Annotated in this window: 24 protein-coding genes; 16 read left to right on the top strand and 8 right to left on the bottom strand. The window is 62.3% G+C overall.

Annotation, left to right across the window (positions count from 1 at the left end; all coding sequences use genetic code 11):
- Positions 1–66 precede the first annotated feature (66 nt).
- Positions 67–1,356, top strand: coding sequence for a cystathionine gamma-synthase family protein (locus D1227_RS07630; protein WP_119404430.1), 1,290 nt, complete (start codon positions 67–69; stop codon positions 1,354–1,356).
- Here the strand turns inward: D1227_RS07630 and D1227_RS07625 are convergent.
- A complete protein-coding gene (locus D1227_RS07625; RefSeq protein WP_119404429.1) occupies positions 1,353–2,114 on the bottom strand; it encodes a DUF481 domain-containing protein in 762 nt (253 codons plus the stop codon). The two genes, D1227_RS07630 and D1227_RS07625, sit on opposite strands and share 4 nt — an antisense overlap.
- Before the next feature lie 121 nt (positions 2,115–2,235).
- Between D1227_RS07625 and D1227_RS07620 the strand changes: the two genes are divergently transcribed.
- The 5 genes from D1227_RS07620 to D1227_RS07600 are packed head-to-tail and all read left to right on the top strand — an operon-like array spanning position 2,236 to position 8,168.
- On the top strand, positions 2,236–3,507 hold the full coding sequence (locus D1227_RS07620; protein WP_233349741.1) for a hydrolase: 1,272 nt from the start codon (positions 2,236–2,238) through the stop codon (positions 3,505–3,507).
- On the top strand, positions 3,504–4,526 hold the full coding sequence (locus D1227_RS07615; protein ID WP_119376354.1) for an arginine N-succinyltransferase: 1,023 nt from the start codon (positions 3,504–3,506) through the stop codon (positions 4,524–4,526). Before D1227_RS07620 ends, D1227_RS07615 begins: the two co-directional genes overlap by 4 nt.
- Positions 4,527–4,529: 3 nt before the next feature.
- Positions 4,530–5,984, top strand: coding sequence for a succinylglutamate-semialdehyde dehydrogenase (gene astD, locus D1227_RS07610; RefSeq protein ID WP_119404427.1), 1,455 nt, complete (start codon positions 4,530–4,532; stop codon positions 5,982–5,984).
- Positions 5,981–6,823 carry a class I SAM-dependent methyltransferase gene (locus D1227_RS07605; protein ID WP_119404426.1) on the top strand — a complete coding sequence of 281 codons (843 nt, stop codon included), beginning with the start codon at positions 5,981–5,983 and terminating at the stop codon, positions 6,821–6,823. Before astD ends, D1227_RS07605 begins: the two co-directional genes overlap by 4 nt.
- A gap of 22 nt (positions 6,824–6,845) precedes the next feature.
- Positions 6,846–8,168 (top strand): N-succinylarginine dihydrolase, encoded by a 1,323-nt coding sequence (locus D1227_RS07600; RefSeq protein WP_119404425.1) that lies wholly within the window; start codon positions 6,846–6,848, stop codon positions 8,166–8,168.
- A gap of 3 nt (positions 8,169–8,171) precedes the next feature.
- Here the strand turns inward: D1227_RS07600 and phhA are convergent, their stop codons facing one another.
- Positions 8,172–9,044, bottom strand: coding sequence for a phenylalanine 4-monooxygenase (gene phhA, locus D1227_RS07595; RefSeq protein WP_119404439.1), 873 nt, complete (start codon positions 9,042–9,044; stop codon positions 8,172–8,174).
- 88 nt (positions 9,045–9,132) lie between these two features.
- On the opposite strand from phhA, the gene D1227_RS07590 reads away from it, so the two are divergent.
- The gene (locus D1227_RS07590; RefSeq protein ID WP_119404424.1) at positions 9,133–10,140 is read left to right on the top strand and encodes a fumarylacetoacetate hydrolase family protein; all 1,008 of its coding nucleotides are present in this window, start codon (positions 9,133–9,135) and stop codon (positions 10,138–10,140) included.
- Positions 10,137–10,784 (top strand): maleylacetoacetate isomerase, encoded by a 648-nt coding sequence (gene maiA / locus D1227_RS07585; RefSeq protein WP_119404423.1) that lies wholly within the window; start codon positions 10,137–10,139, stop codon positions 10,782–10,784. Before D1227_RS07590 ends, maiA begins: the two co-directional genes overlap by 4 nt.
- A 9-nt stretch (positions 10,785–10,793) precedes the next feature.
- On the opposite strand, the gene hspQ is transcribed toward maiA, so the two are convergent.
- A complete protein-coding gene (gene hspQ, locus D1227_RS07580; protein WP_411710417.1) occupies positions 10,794–11,120 on the bottom strand; it encodes a heat shock protein HspQ in 327 nt (108 codons plus the stop codon).
- A gap of 207 nt (positions 11,121–11,327) precedes the next feature.
- Between hspQ and D1227_RS07575 the strand changes: the two genes are divergently transcribed.
- The 4 genes from D1227_RS07575 to D1227_RS07560 are packed head-to-tail and all read left to right on the top strand — an operon-like array spanning position 11,328 to position 14,390.
- Positions 11,328–12,443, top strand: coding sequence for a Ppx/GppA phosphatase family protein (locus tag D1227_RS07575; protein WP_119404421.1), 1,116 nt, complete (start codon positions 11,328–11,330; stop codon positions 12,441–12,443).
- Entirely contained in the window at positions 12,440–13,156 is a 717-nt protein-coding gene (locus D1227_RS07570; protein ID WP_119404420.1) for an RlmE family RNA methyltransferase, read from the top strand. Before D1227_RS07575 ends, D1227_RS07570 begins: the two co-directional genes overlap by 4 nt.
- Entirely contained in the window at positions 13,153–14,208 is a 1,056-nt protein-coding gene (locus D1227_RS07565; RefSeq protein WP_119404419.1) for a ribonuclease E/G, read from the top strand. The genes D1227_RS07570 and D1227_RS07565 overlap by 4 nt, the downstream gene beginning before the upstream one ends.
- Complete coding sequence (locus tag D1227_RS07560; protein ID WP_119376344.1) at positions 14,205–14,390, top strand: DNA gyrase inhibitor YacG; 186 nt, start codon at positions 14,205–14,207, stop codon at positions 14,388–14,390. Before D1227_RS07565 ends, D1227_RS07560 begins: the two co-directional genes overlap by 4 nt.
- A 63-nt stretch (positions 14,391–14,453) precedes the next feature.
- Here D1227_RS07560 and D1227_RS07555 read toward each other — a convergent pair whose 3' ends face one another.
- Complete coding sequence (locus tag D1227_RS07555) at positions 14,454–15,059, bottom strand: hypothetical protein (protein ID WP_119404418.1); 606 nt, start codon at positions 15,057–15,059, stop codon at positions 14,454–14,456.
- A gap of 188 nt (positions 15,060–15,247) precedes the next feature.
- On the opposite strand from D1227_RS07555, the gene guaB reads away from it, so the two are divergent.
- The 3 genes from guaB to D1227_RS07540 all read left to right on the top strand — a co-directional run bounded on the left by guaB (position 15,248) and on the right by D1227_RS07540 (position 17,931).
- Positions 15,248–16,702 carry an IMP dehydrogenase gene (gene guaB, locus D1227_RS07550; protein ID WP_119404417.1) on the top strand — a complete coding sequence of 485 codons (1,455 nt, stop codon included), beginning with the start codon at positions 15,248–15,250 and terminating at the stop codon, positions 16,700–16,702.
- Positions 16,703–16,743: 41 nt separating this feature from the next.
- On the top strand, positions 16,744–17,283 hold the full coding sequence (locus tag D1227_RS07545) for a DUF6680 family protein (RefSeq protein ID WP_119404416.1): 540 nt from the start codon (positions 16,744–16,746) through the stop codon (positions 17,281–17,283).
- A gap of 90 nt (positions 17,284–17,373) precedes the next feature.
- Positions 17,374–17,931, top strand: coding sequence for a hypothetical protein (locus D1227_RS07540; protein WP_119404415.1), 558 nt, complete (start codon positions 17,374–17,376; stop codon positions 17,929–17,931).
- A 15-nt stretch (positions 17,932–17,946) separates the two neighbouring features.
- Here the strand turns inward: D1227_RS07540 and D1227_RS07535 are convergent, their stop codons facing one another.
- From D1227_RS07535 to D1227_RS07520, 4 genes are all read right to left on the bottom strand, one after another.
- Positions 17,947–18,579 carry a hypothetical protein gene (locus D1227_RS07535; protein WP_119404414.1) on the bottom strand — a complete coding sequence of 211 codons (633 nt, stop codon included), beginning with the start codon at positions 18,577–18,579 and terminating at the stop codon, positions 17,947–17,949.
- On the bottom strand, positions 18,576–19,175 hold the full coding sequence (locus D1227_RS07530) for a GNAT family N-acetyltransferase (RefSeq protein WP_119404413.1): 600 nt from the start codon (positions 19,173–19,175) through the stop codon (positions 18,576–18,578). Before D1227_RS07530 ends, D1227_RS07535 begins: the two co-directional genes overlap by 4 nt.
- Positions 19,176–19,245: 70 nt before the next feature.
- Complete coding sequence (locus tag D1227_RS07525; protein ID WP_119404412.1) at positions 19,246–19,539, bottom strand: DUF1330 domain-containing protein; 294 nt, start codon at positions 19,537–19,539, stop codon at positions 19,246–19,248.
- An 85-nt stretch (positions 19,540–19,624) separates the two neighbouring features.
- Complete coding sequence (locus tag D1227_RS07520; protein WP_119455247.1) at positions 19,625–20,224, bottom strand: hypothetical protein; 600 nt, start codon at positions 20,222–20,224, stop codon at positions 19,625–19,627.
- Between D1227_RS07520 and D1227_RS07515 the strand changes: the two genes are divergently transcribed.
- Positions 20,193–21,500 carry an RsmB/NOP family class I SAM-dependent RNA methyltransferase gene (locus D1227_RS07515; protein WP_119404410.1) on the top strand — a complete coding sequence of 436 codons (1,308 nt, stop codon included), beginning with the start codon at positions 20,193–20,195 and terminating at the stop codon, positions 21,498–21,500. The two genes, D1227_RS07520 and D1227_RS07515, sit on opposite strands and share 32 nt — an antisense overlap.
- The last annotated feature ends 5 nt before the right edge of the window (positions 21,501–21,505 follow it).

Here is a 21,505-nt window from a genome sequence, read left to right as displayed (position 1 = left end):
CGGCACAAGGTTGCTTCGCTCGCGCAAATGGTTTCATTTGAAACCAATTAAAAGAAGGATCCTGACATGAGCAAGCCGAGCAAGCCCTATCGCAAGCGCAAGATTGGCGATCACGTCCTCAAGCCGGAATCCCTCGTCATGGGGTACGGGTTCGACCCGGCCATGTCGGAAGGGTCGATCAAGCCGCCAATCTTCATGACCTCGACCTTCGTCTTCAAATCCGCCCGCGATGGAGAGGCGCTCTTCAGGCGCCTTGCTGGCAAGCAGGAGGAGGGCGATCCTGAAGAGGCGGACCTGATCTATACCCGTTTCAACAACCCCAACATGGAGGTGCTTGAAGACCGGTTGACGCTCTATGATGCGGGCGACCACGCGCTTGTCTTCTCGTCCGGCATGGGCGCGATCACGACAGCACTGTTGGCCTGTGCCGGTGCAGGGACGAGCATTCTGCACTCCAGCCCGCTTTATGGCGGCACGGAAGTTTTCATGCGGACTTTCATGCCCGACTTCGGTGTTACCCCGTTCGAAATGGATGCCTGGGCTACCGAAGAGCAAATCCTGGCAAAGGCGCGCGAAGCCGCGAAGTCCGGCCCGCTCAGCGTCATCTTCACCGAGTCGCCGGCCAATCCCACCTGTGCCCTGGTCGACATCGAAGCCTGTGCGCGCGTTGCCGATACGATCGAGAAGGAGACCGGCCATCGCCCGATCATCATGTGCGACAATACGATGATGGGGCCGATCGGTCATGTGCCGCTCAAGCATGGGGCAGACCTCGCGCTGTATTCGCTCACAAAATACATCGGTGGTCATTCTGACCTCGTGGCAGGGGCGGCCATTGGCAATGAAGATGTCATCGCCAAGATCCGCCGCGTGCGTAACTATCTCGGTACAACGCTTGACGCCCATACCTGCTGGCTGGTGACGCGGTCGCTGGAAACGGTTCGTCTCCGGATGGAGAAGGCCTTCGACAATGCAAGGATCTGCGCGGAATTCCTGCGCGACCATTCGAAGATCGGAAAGGTCATGTATCCGGCCTTTCTCGAAGCGGACGACCCCCAGCGCAAGGTCTATGACGAGCAGTGTGAGGCTGCCGGCTCGACCTTCTCGTTCGATGTGAAGGGCGGAAAGGACGCCGCCTTCCGGATGCTCGACAACCTTCAGCTCATCAAGCTCGCGGTTTCTCTGGGCGGCACGGAAAGCCTGATGTGCCATCCCGGCTCGACAACCCATTCAGGTGTTGACGAGGAGATCCGTAAGCGGATCGGTTTCACCGATGGCCTTATCCGGTTCTCTGTCGGCATTGAGGCAGCTGAGGACCTGCTCGTCGATCTCGAACAGGCCCTTGAAAAGGTCTAGCCGTCCTTCTTGCCGAATGTGTAGACGACCGATGCACGCGTTACGGTGTCGGTCGCCTCGAAACCGGGCGGCGGGTTCGTGTCGTGGCGAACCTCAAAGGAAAAGCGGGCCGACAGCGTATTCGTCAGCGATGCGGTCAGCGCCGAGACGTTGCCGATCTGCGTTGACTCCTCAGCGTAGAGGATATCGGTATCGTTGGAAAAGCGCACTGAATCGTTGAACTGGTGCCTGAATTCCGAGCCGCCGACGAGCGAGAAGGATTCTTCGGTCGACGCCGGCGTCGTGACTGGTGTGCCGTTCACAGTGACGGTGGTTTCCTTCACTTCATCGATTTTCAGGCCCGGGCCGCCTTGGACAGACCAGGTCGTCTTCTCGCCGTCCAGGATCTCGTAGCCGAGACCGCCGCCGACGAACAGACGCGAATCGAAACCGGAAAACTCGTCGCTTTCATAGGAGGAGCGGACAAAGCCGAACAGACGGTCGCCCAGCTGGCGGTCGATCTCGCCGGCGAGAAACCAGCGATTCTTCGTTTCGACTTCGTCGGTCTCGCCATAATCGGCCGCCGCCTCCGCCGAATAGGTCCACAAGCCGGCTTCGCGGTCGAGCTTTACGGCGAGGCCAAGGTCGGTGGTTTCGGTGTTGCCTGTGGTATAACCGGCGCTGAAAGAGCCTTCACCGGACCAGCCATCCTGGGCCGACGCAACCAGGGCGCTACCCGAAAGGCACAGTGCGAGGGTCGCTGTGCTGCGAATCATCATTTCAAATCTCCTGAATGTCCCGGCCCTCATGGCAAAACGGAACGTTCGAGTCGATATGGTACATGGCTCTGAAAATAGGTGCGTCAAACTCGTGAGGCGGGCTTGCAGGAACACAATTCCCATGAAACCAAGAGACATGGCAGACCTGACACTCAAGACCTCTGAAGACGAGGCCATCTGCGAGCGGATCGCTGATGCCGAAGAACGCATGCAGTCGCGAACACTGGACTGGGCGCGGATTAACACAGGAAGCTGGAATCGCGCCGGGCTCGATGCGCTAGCGCCGAAGCTTGCCGATGCCTTTTCCGCGCTCGATGCCGACATCAAGCTGGATGCCTCGCAGCCTTTTGAGAAAGTCAACGCCAAGGGCGAGGCCGAGGATTTCGAGACCGGGCCGATCATCCGCGTTTCATCGCGTCCGGATGCGCCGGTCCAGGTTATCATGAGCGGGCATTATGATACGGTCTTTCCCGAGGGTACTTTTACCGACATCAAGGATCTCGGTGACGGTCGGCTGAACGGGCCGGGCCTCGCTGACATGAAAGGTGGTCTCTCGATCATGCTCGGCGCGCTGGAAGCGTTCGAGGCAGGGCCGCTCAAGGACAAGCTGGGCTATCAGATCGTCATCTCCCCTGACGAGGAGATCGGCAATTTTGCCAGCGCGCCTGTCCTGAAACAGGCCGCCCAGTCCGGTGCGATGATCGGGATGACCTATGAACCGTGCATGGAAACGGGCGCCATGTCCGGTGGGCGCAAAGGCTCGGCCGTGTTTGATGTGGTCCTGCATGGCCGCTCCTCACATGCGGGCCGGGCGAAAGAGGAAGGGCGCAGCGCCATCGAGGCGGCCGCGCACATGGTCGTCGATCTCGAAGCGCTGAACAATCGCCGCGAAGGCGTGTCGTTCAATGTCGGGGCGATCGAGGGTGGCGGGCCGGTCAACATCGTGCCCGATCTCGCCATCGTCCGGTTCGGGGCCCGCGCACCGGACGCCGACGCAGCGCAGTGGGCGACCTGGGAAGTCGAGCGCATCTTCCGAGAGGCCAAGGCGCGCGACGGGATTTCAGGCCACCTGCATGGCGGTTTCTACCGCCCGCCAAAGCCGCGCAACGAGGCACAGCAGGCGCTCTTCACGGCCGTTGCCGAAACCGGTCGCGCGATTGACCTTGCGCTGGAATTCGTCGACACGGGCGGCGTCTGTGAGGGAAACAACATCTTCGCAGCCGGTGTTCCCAATGTGGATACGCTGGGCGTGATGGGCGGGCGCATCCATTCAAATGAGGAATATGTCGTCATGTCGAGCTTCGTCCAGCGTGCAAGCCTTTCAGGGCTGTTGCTGAACCGCCTGGCGGATGGGCGTATTGACGCCAGAAAAATCAAGGCTCTGATGGAATGAGTTCGTCCTATGTCATGCGTCCGGCGCGGCTGGACGATTTCGACATTCTGATGCAATTGGCCGAGGAGTCAGGCCCCGGTTTTACCAGCTTGCCCGTGCACGAGCCGATCATCCGCGAACGGCTTGAAAAGTCAGAGAAGGCTTTTGCCGGCAAGCTTCCGCAGCCGCAATACGGCAAGTACCTCATGATGATGGTCGATCACGAGACCGGCGAGGTTGGCGGCTGCAGTGCCGTCAAGGCAGGTGTCGGCATCGACCAGCCTTTCTTTAATTATCGCGTGATCACAATAGCCCAGGCGAGCCAGGCCGCTGACCGGCGCTTTGACATGGACGCGCTGGTGTTGACGAACGAGTTCGTCGGCTACACCGAAGTCGGTACGCTTTTCCTGCGCAAGGCCCATCGGGGCGGTGGGGCAGGGCGGCTGCTGGCGCAGTCCCGCTACCTGCTCATGGCTGCTGGGCCAGAGCGCTTTGGCGATATGGTTCTGGCCGAGCTTCGCGGCGTCGTCGATCCAGAGGGACGGACCCCGTTCTGGGACGCGATGGGCGCGCACTTCTTCCGCATGGAATTCACCGAAGCAGACATCCTGTCGGCGACCACGGACAACCAGTTCATCCTCGACCTGATGCCGAAATACCCGATTTATGTGGATCTCCTGCCGCCGGAAGCGCGCGAGGTGATTGGCCGGGTGCATGCGGATGGTGTGGGTGCGCTGAAACTGCTTGAATGGGAAGGCTTCCGGTTCGAGCGCACGGTCGATATTTTCGATGGCGGTCCGCTGGTGGCGGCACCGCGCAGCCTTATCCGGACGATCCGGGAAAGCCGCCTTGTGACCCTGCAGGTCGGTGAGGCCAATACTGCAAGCGGGCTTGTATCGAACGACAAGGCCTCCGACATCCGCGTCACCATGGCGGATGGCGAGCTACGCGATGGCGCCGTCTTCGTGACGTCGCCGGATGTGCTCGACCGCCTGAAACTGTCACCGGGTGACACGGCAAGAATCTGGTTGAGGAGCTGATCGATGGCGAAGGGCGCCTACATCGCAGGAAAATGGGCCGCAGGCGACGGAGACTGGTTCGAGAAGACCTGCCCGGCCACGGGAGACACAAGCTGGGAAGGCCAGGCGGCGAGCGCGGCGCAGGTCAATCAGGCCGTCGAGAATGCCCGTGAGGCCGGCAAGTCCTGGCGCCACATGCCACAGCATGACCGGACCCGGATCCTCGAAGTGTATGCTGAGGAGGTCGGCGCGCGGGCGGAACGAATATCCGAAGCGATCAGCCGCGATATGGGGAAGGTGAAATGGGATTCGCTCGGCGAGGCCGCAGCGATGAAAGGCAAGATCGCGGTGTCCATCCAGGCGCAGGTTGAGCGCGCTGGCGGCAAATCCGGCGACACGGCGTTCGGCTCAGCGCACCTGACCCATCGTCCGCATGGCGTGATGGCTGTCTTCGGCCCGTTCAACTTTCCGGGCCACCTTCCCAATGGGCACATCGTCCCGGCGCTCCTGGCGGGCAATACCTGCGTATTCAAACCCTCTGAGTTGGCGCCGGCCGTTGCCGAGATCATGGTCGAATGTTTCGAGGCTGCTGGTCTGCCGCCCGGCGTTGTGAACGTTGTCCATGGTGGGCGCCATACCGGGGCAGCGCTGCTCGAAGCGGATATCAACGGGCTGCTCTTTACCGGCTCCGCCGGAACCGGAACAGCCTTTCACCGTCACTTTGCGGGTCGGCCAGATGTCATCCTCGCGCTCGAAATGGGCGGGAACAATCCGCTGATTGTCTGGGATCCGGCAGATGTCGATGCCGCTGCCGACATTGCCGCCCAGTCTGCCTATCTGACGACGGGCCAGCGCTGCACCTGCGCGCGCCGCATCTTCGTGCCGGACAATGGTTTCGGTGGAAAAGTGATTGATGCGCTGGTCGAGCGGGCCCGCGGTCTCAAGATCGGGGCATGGAATGAAGACGATGTCTTCATGGGGCCGCTCGTCTCCGAAAAGGCGGTTGAGGCGGCTGTCGACTTCCAGACCATGCTGTCCAAGGCTGGCGGCAAGCCGTTGCGCCGGCTCAAGCGGATGGACCGCGGCGGGGGCTTCGTTACCGCTGGCGTCATTGATGTCACTGATGCCTCAAGCATTCCGGATGAAGAGCTGTTCGGACCGCTGGTCCAGGTCACCCGCGTGAAGGATTTCGACACCGCGCTGGCCATGGCCAATGACACCCGGTTCGGCCTCTCGGGCGGCCTTGTGAGTGATGATGATGCGCTCTGGTTGAAGGTGCACAACGAAATGCGTGCGGGCATCCTGAACCGGAACCGGCCGACCGTGGGCGCGGCGGGCAATATGCCATTTGGCGGTCCGGGCCTGTCGGGCAACTCAAGGCCCGGCGCCTACTATGCCGCCGATTATTGTGCCTGGCCGCAGGCAAGCCAGGTCTCCGACAAGGCCGAGCGGCTGGAAGCAAAAGGATTTCCGAAATGACGCGACAGAACGCCAGCAATGCCGACCAGATCGAATACTGGAATGGCAAAGCCGGTGAGAACTGGGCCGCTCAGGCTGACCGTCTCGATGCGATGCTGTCGCCTTACATCGACATCGTCCTCAGTGCGGCGCAGATTGCCTCGGGGCAGCGTGTCCTCGATGTTGGATGCGGCTCCGGGGCACTCAGCCGGGCCGCGCTCGCAGCTGGCGCCGGGCATGTAACGGGTGTCGACGTATCAGGGCCGATGCTCGCGCTCGCCCGCAAACGCGCCGAAGGCCGCAGCGATGCCGAATTCATCCAGGCCGACGCTTCGGTCTGGCAGGCGGACGGCAAGTTCGACCGGCTCATCTCCCGCTTCGGCGTGATGTTCTTTGCTGACCCTCAGGCCGCCTTTGCCAATTTGCGGGCACAGATGGCTCCAGATGGGCGGCTGGCCTTCGTCTGCTGGCAGCCCCTTTCCAGGAATGACTGGGCAGTCGAGCCGCTCAAGGCTGCGCTGTCGCTGACCGATGAAGCGCCAACCCGGCCTGAGCCGGGTGCGCCCGGGCCATTCGCATTCGAGGATGCTGATCGCACAGTGGGCCTGCTGAGTGGTGCTGGGTGGAAAGATGCCACGGCCGCATCCTGGACCGGGAAGATGCGGCTGCCGGGCGATACGGTGGACGAGGCCGCTGCCTTTGCGGTCCGGATGGGACCGGCCGCCAGACTGATCGCCGAGAAGGAGCTCGATTCCGACAAGGTGTTCCAAGTCGTGCGCTCGGCACTGGCGGCGAAAGCGGATACTGACGGCCATGTCAGACTGGATGCCGCCGTCTGGATTGTCACCGCACAAGCCTAGAACGGATTGAGAAAGCGATCGCATGAGCAAAGCACGCGAAGTCAATTTTGATGGCCTGATCGGCCCAAGCCACAACTATGGGGGCATGTCCGAAGGCAATCTAGCGAGTGCGTCGAATGCGGGCGATGTCTCCAATCCCCGCGAAGCTGCGCTGCAAGGTCTGGAGAAAATGCGGTTGCTGGTGAAGGCCGGGCTGACCCAGGCGATCCTTCCGCCCTTGCCGCGACCGAATTTCGACCTGCTCGTCTCGGCCGGCTTTGGCGGGTCGGATGCCGATATTATCGAGAAAGCGGCAAAGACAGCGCCGCAGCTGCTGAAGGCGGCTTACAGCGCCAGCTCGATGTGGGCGGCGAACGCAGCGACGGTTTCGCCATCTGCCGATGCGGCCGACGGACGCTTGCATCTGACCGCCGCGAACCTTTCGACCATGCTGCACCGCTCGACAGAGCATCCCGATACAACCGCAAGCCTCGCGGCGATCTTCGAGGACGAGTCGCGATTTGCCGTTCACGGTGCCCTGCCTTGTCATGCGGACTTTGCCGATGAGGGGGCGGCCAATCATGTCCGTCTGTGTGCTGAGCATGGTGGGCCGGGTGTCGAGCTGTTTGTCTTTGGCCGCGAGGCTGGCGAGAGTCTGATCGGCTTCCCGGCGCGCCAGACAAGGCTCGCAAGCGAGAGCATTGCCCGAGCGCACCGGTTGAAGGACAACCGGACGGTTCTGTCGCGGCAGGCCAGGGCTGCCATCGATGCTGGCGCTTTCCACAATGATGTCGTCTGCGTGGGCGCGCTCGATACGCTGTTCTTCCATGAACTTGCCTTTGAAGACACGACGGGCACTTTAGATCAGATCCGCAAGGCGGCGGATGGATTGTTCGAGCTGAAGCCTGTGATGGTGCCTGAGGCCGAGGTGCCAATTGGCGATGCGATCCGGTCCTACCTCTTCAACTCACAGCTCCTGCAATGGCCAGGTGAAGACAGGCTTGTCCTGCTCGCACCGCTTGAGACGCAGGAGACAGACAGCACGCGGACATTCTGTGAGCGGATGGTGTCGGGAAATGGGCCGATCGGGCGCGTGCAGTACGTCGATGTGCGCCAGTCCATGCGCAATGGCGGTGGTCCGGCCTGCCTGCGCCTTCGGGTCGTGATGACCGATGAAGAGATCGCGGCGGCCCATCAGGGCGTGTTCCTCGACGACGACAGGATCGACGCCTTGCAGGATATTGTACGGCGAACCTATCGCGACCGGGTTGCGCCGGCTGATCTGGCCGATCCACAATTCGCCAGCGAGTGCCAGATCGCCCGTGAGGCGCTGCTTGAAGCGCTGGGTCTGACTGGACTGGTCTAGGAACTAGCTCGCGTCTGCAAATCGCCCGCCGGCTTTTGCATAGGCCTGCGTGCCGCGCGTGATCACCTCGTCGCTGTCCAGCACATCCTCAGGTCCATGGGCAAATTTGCCCTGCAGGCGCTCATAGATGGGCGCAAAGTCAGTATCGACCGTGGCGCGGAAAAGCTGGTCATAGGAATCGATGACAAAATAGGTCTGCTGGAAATCATCGATCCGGTAGTCGGTGCGCATCAGGCGCTCGAGGTCGAAACCGATCCGGTTGGGAGACGGGTCTTCGAGCGCAAAAATGCTTTCGGTCTTCGACGAGACGATGCCCGCGCCATAGATGCGAAGGCCCTCATCGGTACGGATGAGTCCGAATTCGACCGTATACCAGTACAGGGCGGCCAGATTCTTCAGGGCCGCATAGTTCAGGCTGCGAAGGCCGCCCTTGCCGTATGCTTCCATATAGTCGGCGAACACCGGATTGGTCAGCATCGGCACGTGGCCGAACACATCGTGGAAGACGTCAGGTTCCTGAAGATAGTCCAGCTCATTCCGTTTGCGGATGAACTGCCCGGCCGGAAACCGGCGATTGGCGAGATGGTCGAAAAAGACGTCATCAGGCACAAGGCCGGGCACCGCGACGACGCGCCAGCCCGTCAGCGCTTCCAGCTCGTCTGATATAACCTCGAAATTCGGAATGCCGCCTCGACCAAGATCAAGCGCCTTCAGCCCGTCGAGGAACTCCGGTGCAGCCCGTCCGGGCAATACTTCCATCTGCCGCTTGTAAAGCAGGTCCCAGACGGCATGTTCTTCATCGGTATAACGAGACCAGTCCTGATCAATCGTCCAGTCCGCGCGGGCATGATCGGGTTTTTCGAAATGGTTGCTCATGAAACTAATATAACGCAAAACGCGCTGAATGAAATGAAAAGCCGCTCGCAGCGTGGCGGAAAACATCAGAGAAAAGGACGCGCACCCCATGAAACTTGCCAGTCTGAAACAGGGCCGTGATGGACGGCTCGTCGTCGTCTCGAAAGACCTTACCCGCTACACCGATGCAGGCCATGTTGCGCCGACTCTGCAGGCGGCGCTCGATACGTGGGACCTGACAGCACCGAAACTCGCCCAGCTGGCCGAGGAGCTTGAGGTCGGGTCTGTGCCGAGTGAGCGCTTCCACGAGCATGACTGCGCCTCGCCGCTGCCGCGGGCCTATCAGTGGGCCGACGGCTCGGCCTATATCAATCACGTCGAACTGGTGAGAAAGGCGCGCGGCGCCGAAGTGCCAGAGAGCTTCTATTCCGACCCACTGATGTATCAGGGTGGCTCTGACAGTTTCCTGGGGCCGCGCGATTCGATCCCGCTCGGCGATCCGGCCTGGGGGCTGGATTTCGAAGCCGAGGTCTGCGTCATTACTGGGGATGTGCCGATGGGCGCGAACCGAGAGGCCGCTCTCGACCAGATCAGGCTTATCCTGATCTGCAATGATGTGAGCCTGCGCGGCCTGATCCCGGGAGAGCTGGCCAAAGGCTTCGGTTTCTTCCAGTCCAAGCCGTCCTCCGCCTTTTCGCCGGTTGCCGTCACGCCAGACGAATTGGGCGATACCTGGTCCGGCGGAAAGCTGCACCTGCCCATGCTCTCGACCTATAACGGCAAACCCTTCGGCAAGCCCGAATGCGATGTCGACATGACCTTCGATTTCGGCACGCTCGTTGCCCATGCGGCGAAGACGCGTCCGCTGGGCGCCGGCTCGATCATCGGCTCGGGCACCATCTCCAACCGAGACCCGGATGGCGGGGCAGGCAAGCCGGTCGCCGATGGCGGGCTTGGCTACTCCTGCATTGCCGAAATCCGCATGATCGAGACGATCCGCGACGGCGAGCCGAAAACCGGCTTCATGCAGGTGGGAGACACGATCCGCATCGAGGTGAAGGACAAGTCCGGGCATACGGTGTTCGGTGCAATCGAGCAGGACGTCGTGAAGGCATGAGCGCGCTGAAACTATACGATTTCTGGCGCTCGTCGGCGGCTTACCGCCTGCGAATCGCCTTCAATCTGAAAGGGGTCGCGTACACATCGGAAACGGTCAACATTGCGCCGGGCGCCGATGAGCAGTACGCGGAGGCCTACAAGGCAGTGAATCCGCAGATGCGCGTGCCCTCGATCGATGTGAACGGGAAGATTGCGAGCCAGTCCATGGCGATCCTCGAATGGCTCGATGAAACTCATCCAGAGCCGCCGCTGCTGCCAGCCGATCCGTGGGAGCGCCTCCGGGTCCGGGCATTTGCGGACCTGATTGCCTGCGACATCCATCCGCTGAACAATCTGGCTGTGCTCACCAAGCTGCGGACGGAGTTCTCAGCCGATGCCGAAACGGTTTCTGCCTGGTATCAGGACTGGATTATCCGGGGATTCACGGCGCTTGAGGCGCAGGCCGCGAGTGCACCTGCCAAGCCCTTTCTTTTCGGTGACAGGCCCACGCTGGCGGAGGTCTGTCTGGTGCCGCAAATGTACAATGCCCGCCGTTTCGACACGCCTCTGGGCGCGTTTCCACGCCTGGTGGAGGTCGATGCAAAGTGTAACGAGATTGACGCTTTCAGGCGGGCCTCGCCCGATGTGGTCAAGCCCGGCTGACCGCTTCTGTCAGTTGGAATGCATCGTCTTCAGCGCATAGCCTTCCGGCGTGCGTTCGAAGAAATGCGGAATGTCCGGGTGCGTGACCGGGTCATCGCTGTCATCGGGGACAAGATTGCCCTCCGATACATAGGCGACATAGTGGGTTTTGTCGTTCTCCGCGAAGAGATGATAGTAAGGCTGGTCCTTCGAGGGACGCATGTCCTCGGGGATGGCCTCATACCACTCATCGGTGTTGGCAAAGAGCGGGTCAACGTCGAAAATGACGCCGCGAAAGTCGAAGATCCGATGCTGGACAACCTGGCCGATCTGGAATTTGGCGCGCCGGTGGTCAATCGCATTGTGGAGGACATCCTCGTCCTCGTGGGGGGCTTCCGCACGCAATGGCTCATCGCTCGCAGGCTCGGCTGGCTGATGAGACTCCTCATGGCCTGCCTTGTTGCGGCGAAACAGTGCGGCGATCCGCTTTCCTATGCCCTGTCCATGGCTCATTAACGCCCAATGTGATAAACCTTTCGGCAACCGACAAGATTTGGGCCGCACATGGCTGAAAAAAAATCGCGCAGGCCGCGGTCGAATGGCCGCCCGCCGCGCAACAGGCAGGGGCCACCGCTTTATGCGGCGGTGGACCTCGGCACGAATAATTGCCGACTTCTGATCGCCGCGCCATCGCGCGATGGCTTCAACGTGGTCGATTCGCATTCCCAGATTGCGAGGCTTGGCGAAGGTCTAGCCCAGAGCGGCCAGCTCTCGGATGTCGCGATGAACCGCGCCTTCGATGCGCTTGAGACAATCTCGCGGAAGCTCAAGGCAAAACGGGTCGGTCGGATTCGCTGCATTGCCACCGAAGCCTGTCGCAAGGCCACGAATGGGCCGGACTTTATCCGCGAAATCCGTGAAAGGACCGGACTGACCTTCAAGATCATCGGTGCGCAGGAAGAGGCGAGGCTGGCCTTGATCGGCTGCCATAACCTGATTGACCCGGACGCATCCCATATCCTGGTCCTCGATATTGGCGGCGGCTCGACCGAGCTTTCGCTCGTCGATGCGGCGAAGGCACGCGAAGGCGGCCTGAACGGCATGCTGAAACGCCCGCCGATCAAGGCGTGGACCAGCATTCCCTATGGGGTCGTCACGCTTACGGAGCGGTTTGGTGACCTTAGCGAAGCTGAAGCCTATCCGAAAATGCGGGAATTGCTGGCCGAATACATTGAGCCGTGGGCCGCAAAGCATGGTGTTCGTGAGGCGCTGGCCGACAAGGCGTCCCACATCGTCGGAACATCGGGTACAGTGACCTGCGTTGCCGGTGTCCATTTCGGTCTGGCGCGCTATCGCCGCGACTTGGTCGACGGCAAGTGGATGGAGTGGGAAGGCTGTCAGGAGACGATGCACGAACTGATCCAGGCCGGGCCGGAAAGGCGCGCTGAATATCCGACTATCGGAGAAGAGCGCGCTGGGCTCATGGTTGCTGGGTGTGCCCTTATGGAAGCCGTCTGGGAACTGGCGCCGACGGCCCGGATGCGCGTCGCTGACCGGGGACTTCGCGAAGGGCTTCTGTTGTCGATGATGCGCGGACCCAAGAAACGCCGGCGCAGTCGCGGTGGCCGGAGCCGAAAGCCGAAACCGGCAGGCGACAATCGGATGGAGGCTGACGGATGAGCGATGACGGAAAACGCCGCTGGAAAGGCCCCCCCAAGAATGACAAGGGTTCGTCCGGCCGGCGCATGGGCGAGCGAAAGATCATCGCCTACAATGCCAAGGACGAAAGTTCCAAGCGCTGGATCGAGCGTCAGCTTTCGGACCCTTATGTCCAGCGGGCCAAGGCCGATGATTTTCGCGCGCGGGCTGCCTACAAGCTGATCGAGATCGACGAGAAGACCGGCGTGCTGAAAGGCGCGACGCGCGTAGTTGATCTTGGCTCTGCGCCCGGCGGCTGGCTGCAGGTCTGTCTGCGCCGCGGGGTGAAGGAAATTGTCGGGATCGACCTCCTGCCGGTCGACCCCATTCCAGGTGCCCACATTGTCCAGGGCGACATCAACGATCCCGACGATGTCGCTGCGATGATGGAAGGACTCTCGGGCCCGCCAGATCTTGTCCTGTCCGACATGGCCGCCAATACGACCGGCCACAAACAGACTGACAGCCTTCGCACCGCGGCCCTGGCCGAGATGGCGCTCTGGTTTGCTGGGGAGCATCTCGCGCCCGGCGGCAATTTCTGTTCGAAGGTCTTCCAGGGCGGGGCAACGCCCGACATGATGAACCAGCTCAAGCAGATGTTTCGGACGGTGAAACACGTCAAACCGCCCGCCAGCCGGGCCGGATCGCCGGAGCTGTTTGTGGTCGCGCAGGGTTTTCGCGGCAAACCGGAATGAGCATTTCCCGCATCGTCCTGAATGAGGCACCCGGCGAAATACGCGCCGCCGCATTCGACGAGGCCGGGCAGGCGGTCCGGCTTTTCCTGCAGCGCTGGTCCGGCGATGGGCAGCCGGTGCGGGCCGGGGAAATTGTCAGCGCGCGGCTGCGCCAGAGTGATGCCAAGGATGGCGGCGCCTTTTTCGAAACAGCTAGCGGCGAGCGCATTTTCGTGCGCGGTGACGTACCGAAAGGGCTGAGCGAAGGCGCTGAAACAACGCTGGAAATCCGCGCCGAAGCCCGCCATGGCAAACTTGCAAGAGGAGCCTTCTCCAAACAGGACCCCACGCCCGCCTTCGACGCGTTCGCGGCCTGGCTGGACGAGTTGCCCGGCAAGCCGCCCAAGCCCGAAACCGCTGCCGACGCCGAAGATCTCGACGCGATCGAGGCAGCCTTTGACGAGGCGCTTGCGCCGGCCGTCGGCCTTGCGCGCGGCGGGCTGATCCGGCTGGACCGGACCGCCGCCCTGATTGCCATCGATATCGACAGCGCCGGGCGCAACCGCAAGGGCAGCGCGGCGGCCCGGGCACTTAGCATCAACAAGGAGGCGGTCGAGACGGCCGCCCGCCAGGTCGCCCTCCGGGACTGGGGCGGCCTGCTGGTCATCGACTGCCTTGCCCCGCTGACCGCCGAGGCTCGCACCCAGCTGCGCGATGCTTTCCTGGCGGCCTTCCAGTCTGTATCCGCGCGCAAGGTCGAGGCGCTGAATCCATCCCGCTTCGGCTTGCTCGAAGCCAAGATCGCCTGGGGCGCATCGCCCATCGAGGACCGGCTGCTGGACGAGACGGGGCAAAAAACTGCCGACACCGAATTGCTCGATCTCTTCCGCGACGCCGCCCGGCAGGCCGCGGCCGATCGCACCGCTTTTTTCAGACTGACCCTGTCACCCCGCGCCCTCAAGGCCTATAACGCGCGCCGGAATGACTGCGACGCGATCCTGAACTCGGCCTGTTCCGGCAGGGTTTCGATTGCCAGCGGTACAGGCGAGCAATCTGTTGTGAGGCGCGCATGAGCAAGGCCAAATGTCCCGTTTGCGAGAAGCAACCCGCCGATCCGGCCTTCCGGCCGTTCTGCTCGAAGCGCTGCGCGGATGTGGATCTTTCGCGCTGGCTGAAGGGCTCCTACGCCATTCCGGGGCGCCCGGCCGACCAGGCCGATGAAGCGCCAAGCTACAAGGAAGAGCGCGACGAATAGGCCTGCGCCTTCATCCGCAAACCGGCCCGGCTTGCGGCATTTTATTCCACATTATCAAGGGCTTCAGCCAGTATCGTACCAAGTCGGCATGACCTCGCTGACAAGGCCCGGCAGGGCGGCCGCGATCAGGCCGAATTCGGCATCGAAGCGGTAGAGCCGCTCCTGCGGCACGCAGATCGGCTTCAGGGCACCCGCTTGCTTTTCGCGGGCCAGCAGGCGCGCCATGCGGCGGGCGGCGCGGGCGGGATCTTCGATCACCGCGCGGAGGGTATGGAAACGGTCCAGAAGGAGTCTGATTCCGGTATGATTCCGGTCTGGCGCGTGAGCGGGAGTTGCGGCCATCCGCTGGAAGGCTTCCGGGTCGAATGTCGCCAGTGGCATCAACTCGAAAACACGGGCACGCCGAACGGGCAATGGCGCCGGGCTCTGGCGGTCTCGCGCGGGGCTTGCCGGGCCTTTTCGGTCTTCCAGCTCAAGCGAGGCAGCGATCAGGACCAGCAGGCGGCGGACCAGCGTCTCGATGGCACGAAGACTCGAATGAAGGCGCCGAGCGGCAGTGCGGGTCAGCGTGTCCGGTGCAAGGTGCAGGCCCGCCCGGTCGCCCGCCGCCTGAAGCGCACGCCCTGCTGTGGCAAGGCCCGTTTCGACAAATCCCTGCATCCGGTCCATGCGGCACACCATAAGTCTACCGCTTGCCCTGTTGGAAAATCGGACCGCTTTCCGCCTGCCGGATCGTCCGGCCAGGTCCGGGTCATGGGGGCGCTCGGCGCCCAACCGGGAACATGTAACTGGATTTCACAAAGGGGCTTTTCGAAGGGCCGCGACTCCCTTATTAGGCCGAAAAGGGAGCTCCCCACATGAAAATCCGACAAGCCATCACCTTCGACGACGTGCTTCTCCAGCCCGGCCCGAGCGAGGTCATGCCCGCCAATGTCAGCACCTCGACCTGGCTGACGAAGTCGATTCCGCTGAACATCCCGCTGCTCTCATCGGCCATGGATACGGTGACCGAGGCGCGGCTCGCCATTGCCATGGCGCAGGCTGGCGGTATCGGCGTCATCCACCGCAATCTCACCTTCGAGGAGCAGGCCGGCCAGGTCACGCAGGTAAAGAAGTACGAGAGCGGCGTGGTGATGAACCCGATCACCATTGCCCCGACCGCCACCCTCAGCGACCTTCAGGCGATCAAGTCGCGCACCGGCTTTTCCGGCATTCCCGTGGTCGAGGAAGACGGCAAGGTTGTCGGTATCATCACCAATCGCGACACCCGCTTTGTCGACGATCCGACGGCGAAAGTGGCCGAGCTGATGACCAGGCAGGTCGTCTCCGTCACCATGGCGACGCCCATCGAGGAAGCCCGCCAGCTCCTGCACAAGCACCGCATCGAGCGGCTCGTCATCGTGGACGATGCCGGCAAGTGCGTCGGCCTGCTGACCGTCAAGGACATGGAGAAGGCGCAGCTCAACCCGAACGCCGCCAAGGACGATCAGGGGCGCCTTCGCGTCGCGGCGGCGTCGACGGTCGGCGATGCGGGTTTCGAGCGTTCGCAGGCGCTGATCGATGCCGGGGTCGACGCGATCGTGATCGACACCGCGCACGGCCATTCGAAATCGGTCCTCGATGCGGTCACGCGGGTGAAGAAGCTCTCCAATTCGGTGCAGGTCATCGCGGGCAATGTCGCTACGGGCGATGCGACCAAGGCGCTGATCGATGCCGGGGCGGACTGTGTGAAGGTCGGCATCGGGCCGGGCTCGATCTGCACGACGCGGATCGTCGCGGGCGTCGGCGTTCCGCAGCTGACGGCCATCGAGGATTGCGCCGAGGCCGCGCAGGCGTCGGGTACGCCGATCATCGCCGATGGCGGCATCAAGTTCTCCGGCGATTTTGCCAAGGCCATGGCGGCTGGTGCGTCTACAGCCATGATGGGCTCGGCCTTTGCCGGCACCGAAGAGGCCCCGGGCGAGGTGTTCCTGTTCCAGGGGCGCAGCTACAAGGCCTATCGCGGCATGGGGTCACTCGGCGCGATGTCGCGCGGCTCGGCGGATCGCTACTTCCAGAAAGAGGTGGAGAGCGACAAGCTCGTGCCGGAAGGCATTGAAGGCCAGGTGCCGTTCAAGGGCCCGGTCGGCAATATCATCCACCAGATGGTTGGCGGGCTTCGGGCCGCGATGGGCTATGTCGGCGCCAGGGATATCAAGGAGCTGCACGAAAAGGCGCAGTTCATCCAGATCACCGGCGCGGGCCTGTCGGAAAGCCACGTGCACGATGTGACCATGACACGCGAGGCGCCGAACTATTCGATCGGACGGTAGTGTAGTACGCTGCCCGAATGTGGGAACAAACCCTAGCTATAATGATCGCAACGATTGTTGGGCCATTGGCTGCAGTCGGGATCACCCTTTGGTATCAAGGGGCGACAAAGAAGCGCGAGCAACAACTCGTCTTGTTGAGAATGCTTTCAGCGACTCGCGGCCTTCCTGGTGATCTAAATCATTCTGCCGCTCTCACCCTCGTTCCAGTCGAATTCGCTGACTCGCCGATCGTCATGGCGAGGCACAAAGCCTATCTGGAAGCCATTTCAAAAAAGGATTCCGACGGTAACTTGGAGAACCCGACAGAAACCGTGAACAAATACCATGATCTTTTGCAGTCGATATTTGAATTCCTAGGATACAAATTTGATCACGAAGCCGTTCGAAATCAGGGTGTGCTCACCAAAGGCTTTATCGACAGAGACAACTTGTATTTAGATTCTCTAAGAGCGAGCATTCATTTAGCGGAGAGCGCCCGAGTTTCGGCCATAGCTAGCGCGAGAATGGCCAATCACGTTGCCGGTCCTCCTGAAGACGATCTGCCCGAAATTTCTGAAAGCAGATCGGACGATCCCGAATAGCAGCCGGGTTCCCTTCTGTATCGGGCGGTAGCTGACCCGTTTGGGCCTTGGGCTGCGCCTCTTGAGTCGGGATACTCGAGATGGCGCAGCATGCAGACTTTCACATTCCGGCGGGGGGCGGCGGGCGCAGCCGTAGAGGTTGCGGTCGACGATCACAATCTCACCGTGACGCGCGGACGGCGGACATCCGTCGTCAACTATGCTGAGCTGACAGGCGTGCGCTGGCTCCATACGGCCAGCCCGCAGCGGGTGGATTTTGGGCTCGTCCTGAAAACCCCCAGGGCCAAGACTGTCATCAATAGCAATAGCCGGGCATCCATGGCCGACCAGGACGCGCTGGCCGATGCGGCCGCGGCCGCCCTGATCGCCATCGAGCATAAACGGCCGGACCTTGAGCTGACCGTTGCCCCGAGCCCAGCTTTTGCCTGGGGGATATTTGCCTGCTTTGCGGTGCCCACCCTGCTGGGCCTTCTCTTCGGCCTGATGTTGATTGCAGAGCCGGGCGGCCTTCTCTATGGCGTTTTTGGGCTTCTCGTCGGCGGGCTTTCCTTGATTTCGGCGTGGAGTGCACGGCCCTGGCGAAAGCCGGCGCGATATTCCCTCGCCGAGTTCGCAAAACGGCTGGCCGCGCCAGCTGCACCAGGCTGAGCGCACAGCTTCCATTCAGCCGGGCGGTAGATCCGGTACGGGCGATGGTTCCAGCGCCACTGGCCCGAGCACGCTGCGCCGGATGAGGATCATCGCTACAAAACCCATACACGCCAGCCCCACGGCCGCCGGGAAGAGGGCCGTTGTCCATGAATAGTGCTCCAGCGCCAGGACGACAAAGCCGTTGCGGATCGCCCCTAGCGTGAAGAAGAGAGCGTTCTCCTCATGCGGCAGGGTCCAGGCCTTGCGGATGGACGGGCCGAAGCCGAGCAGGTCCACGCTGGTGAGGATCAACACAGCGGCGAGCGGATCATTGGTCAGCCACCAGAGCGGCAGCGCCGTTGCGGCCAGGGCGAGGAAAATCCAGTCGGCGCGGTGGATCGAGGTGTCGGCTGATTTCGACAGGGCGAGCAGCGCCACGCCGCCCGTGATCAGCCCAGACACCGCGATGGGCCAGGCGCCGACGCCCGCGCCACCCGCCAGCTGGGCGGTGGCCACCGTGAAGGTCACCGCCGCCCAGATGAACCAGGAGAAGACGTGCGGGCGCGTTTTCCCTTTCAGGATGGCGCGGATATAGGGATAGAAGGCGACAAAGGTCAGCCCCATGGCGATGGCGCTGAAGACCTCATTCGAGAGAAGTGCGCTCATTTTGGCTCACGCCACATTGGGGCCATGAGTGGGCCATCTGGGCCCACCTCGAATTCGGCCACCTTTTCGAAGCCGAACGAAGTGTAGAAGCCGTGATTGGCAGGATTGGAGTTTTCGAGATAGGCGGGCGTGCCAGTGCGGTCGCAGGCGTCCAGCATGGGCCGCATCAGCGCCTTGCCGACACCCTTGCCGCGGGCGGCGACCGTGGTGCCAATAGCGAAGAGGTACATGTGCGGTTCGCCCGGGTGGTGTTTCTCCATAAGGCTCGCGAGGTGAAGGGCCCGCTTCATCGCGCCTCTCTTGCCATGGCGCAGCTGGCCGAGCGCGAAGACGATCTGCGGCCAGGGGCCGAATTTCGGCGCGGCGCCGGGCGGCAGCCACATGGTCGCGCCCTTGTCGTCGAGCAGGTAGCTCTCCCCCACCGGCACATAGACATGATGGGCGAGCACCATCATCGCCGAGCGGACGCCTTCAGCCGTGCCGAAGAGGTAGCGGTTCACCGGATCGTCGCGAAACGCTTCGCCGATGATCTCGCCCACGGCGCGCCAGTCCTGTCTGGCGGCGCGGCGCATGGCGGGAGGAAGGTCGATCTTCATTGCGGGCTCCCGCTGAGAGGCGCTCTTGCTTCGATTTCGCTCAGCATGAGCGCGGGACGGCTTGCAGGGGTCATGTGGGCAGGCCGCTCAGAAGCGCGATGCTGCCGGTGGAGGCGGCAAGGCGGTGTTGCATCAGGGTCTGGTAGTCATCCGACCTGTACCAGGCGAGGGCGCTTTCCCGGTCGGGAAATTCGGCGACGATTGTGCGGGTGCAGTCCCAGTCGCCTTCGAGAACCATCGGTGCTTCCTCGACGGCGAGAAGTTTGCCGCCATGAGGCGCGAAGATGTCCATGAATCCGGCCTCGTATTTGCTATAGGTCTCGCGGTCATGGATGGTGATCTGCGCGGTGATATAGGCGCTCATGGTGTGTCCTCCCTCAAAGACTGGCTTGCATTTAAGGGATTGTCTGCCAGCAAGTAAATCGATGTGGCGTGGCGGACTCCGGCGGTTAGTCGCTACAAAGCCATTCGTTGCTACCCGTTGATCGCCTGCAGGTCGTGAAAAGGGTGGACTCAAACCAGACGATACAGCCATCGAGACGGAAAGAGCATGCTCGCAAGATTGGCGTGGGAAGCTGCTGTCCCTCTCCCAGCACTTGTTCCAGACTGGCCGGGCAATAGCCGTTGGCCTCTTCATACGCGGCAACTTGTTTCACAAGCGTGTCCCCGATCCTCATTGAGTATCGTTCGCTGAAGCGGTCTATCTGAAGCCCGATGAACAGGCACAACAGGAAGATGGCGGGCGCGATGGCATGCAGCAACAAGGCGGCACCTGAGAGAAGACCGGCTCGGGAGGACACCCGCACGGCCTGAAAGACCAGAAAGGCAAGATGGCCAATCGCCAGAAGAGCGAAGGGCGCGATAAGATAGCGGGGCGCTCCCATGCCTTCGGCGCGGCCCGAAAAGGCGACAAAGACAAAGCCGGCAATCAGGTAGAATGCGATAAGCGGCTTGATGCGCATGTCATCTCCATTCAGAACCCCGGCAAGCTGAACAAGAAATAGGGCGATAGTACGCATGCGCGACGGCGGACGAATAGCAGCAGCCATCGATGTCCTCACAGACGTCCTCAACCGGCATCAGCCGGTGAAGTCGGCGGCGCGCGATTGGGGCAAGCGGGCGCGCTATGCCGGCTCCAAGGACCGGGCCTGGGTGTCCGGCCTGGTGCTCGATGCGCTGCGCAAGAAGAACTCGATCGCCCATGCCATGGGCTCGGACGAGCCGCGCGCGCTGGTGCTCGGCGCGCTGGCGCACGCCTGGAAGTGGGACATCATGCGCATCGACTCGGCCATGGATGAGGAGCATGCGCCCTCGAAGCTGACGCTGGATGAGCGCGAGCGGCTGGTCATGGCCCCGGACGTAACGGCCGAACCCTGGGTGTCGGGCGACTATCCGGACTGGATGGAGCCGATGATGGAGCGCGTCTTCGGTGAGGAGAAGGTCGTCGAGGCGCAGGCCATGGCGGTGCGCGCCGATGTCGATATCCGGGTGAACACGCTGAAGGTGGATGCCGAAAAGGCCGGCGGGCCGATGCGCTCGGCCAATGCGGAAGTTTCACCGCTGCTGAAGAATGCCTACCACATCCCGGCGCGAGACCCGTCAGAACGGGAGGCCTCGCTCGAAAGCATTCCGGCCTATTCCAAGGGCTGGGTCGAAGTGCAGGATGCCGGCTCGCAGATCGCGGCGGCCGCGGCCAATGCCCGGCCCGGAGAGCAGGTGCTCGATTACTGCGCGGGCGGGGGCGGCAAGACGCTGGCGCTCGCGGCGATGATGGAGGGCAAGGGCCAGATCCACGCCTACGACATTGACGGGCGCCGGCTGAGCGCGCTGATCCCGCGGCTGAAACGCTCCGGCGCGCACAATGTCCAGCTCGTCCATCCCAGTGAGCCGGAGGCGCTCGAGGCGCTGAAAGGGCAGATGGATCTCGTCTTCGTTGACGCGCCCTGCACGGGCACGGGGACCTGGCGCCGGCGCCCGGATGCCAAGTGGCGCCTGAAGGACAAACAGCTTGCCAAGCGCATCGAGGAGCAGACTGAAATCCTTGAAAAAGCGTCGGAATTCGTAAAGCCCGGCGGGCGGCTGCTCTATGCGACCTGCTCCTTCCTCAAGGAAGAGGATGAGGACCGCGTCGCCGCATTCCTGTCGGCCCATCCCGAATTCACCGAGCAGAACGCCGCCGAATCCGCCATCGCCTCGGGCCTGCTGACCGATGAGGGCGCCGCCAAGGTCCGGGCCGGCTGCAGGACCGGCTCATCGGTCCGCCTGACCCCGCGCACCGCCGCCACGGACGGCTTCTTCTTCTCCGTCATGGTGCGCACTGGCTGAGCGGC

Source organism: Henriciella mobilis (assembly GCF_003576315.1).
Lineage (GTDB): Bacteria > Pseudomonadota > Alphaproteobacteria > Caulobacterales > Hyphomonadaceae > Henriciella > Henriciella mobilis.
This window is presented reverse-complemented; position numbering and strand designations above follow the sequence as displayed.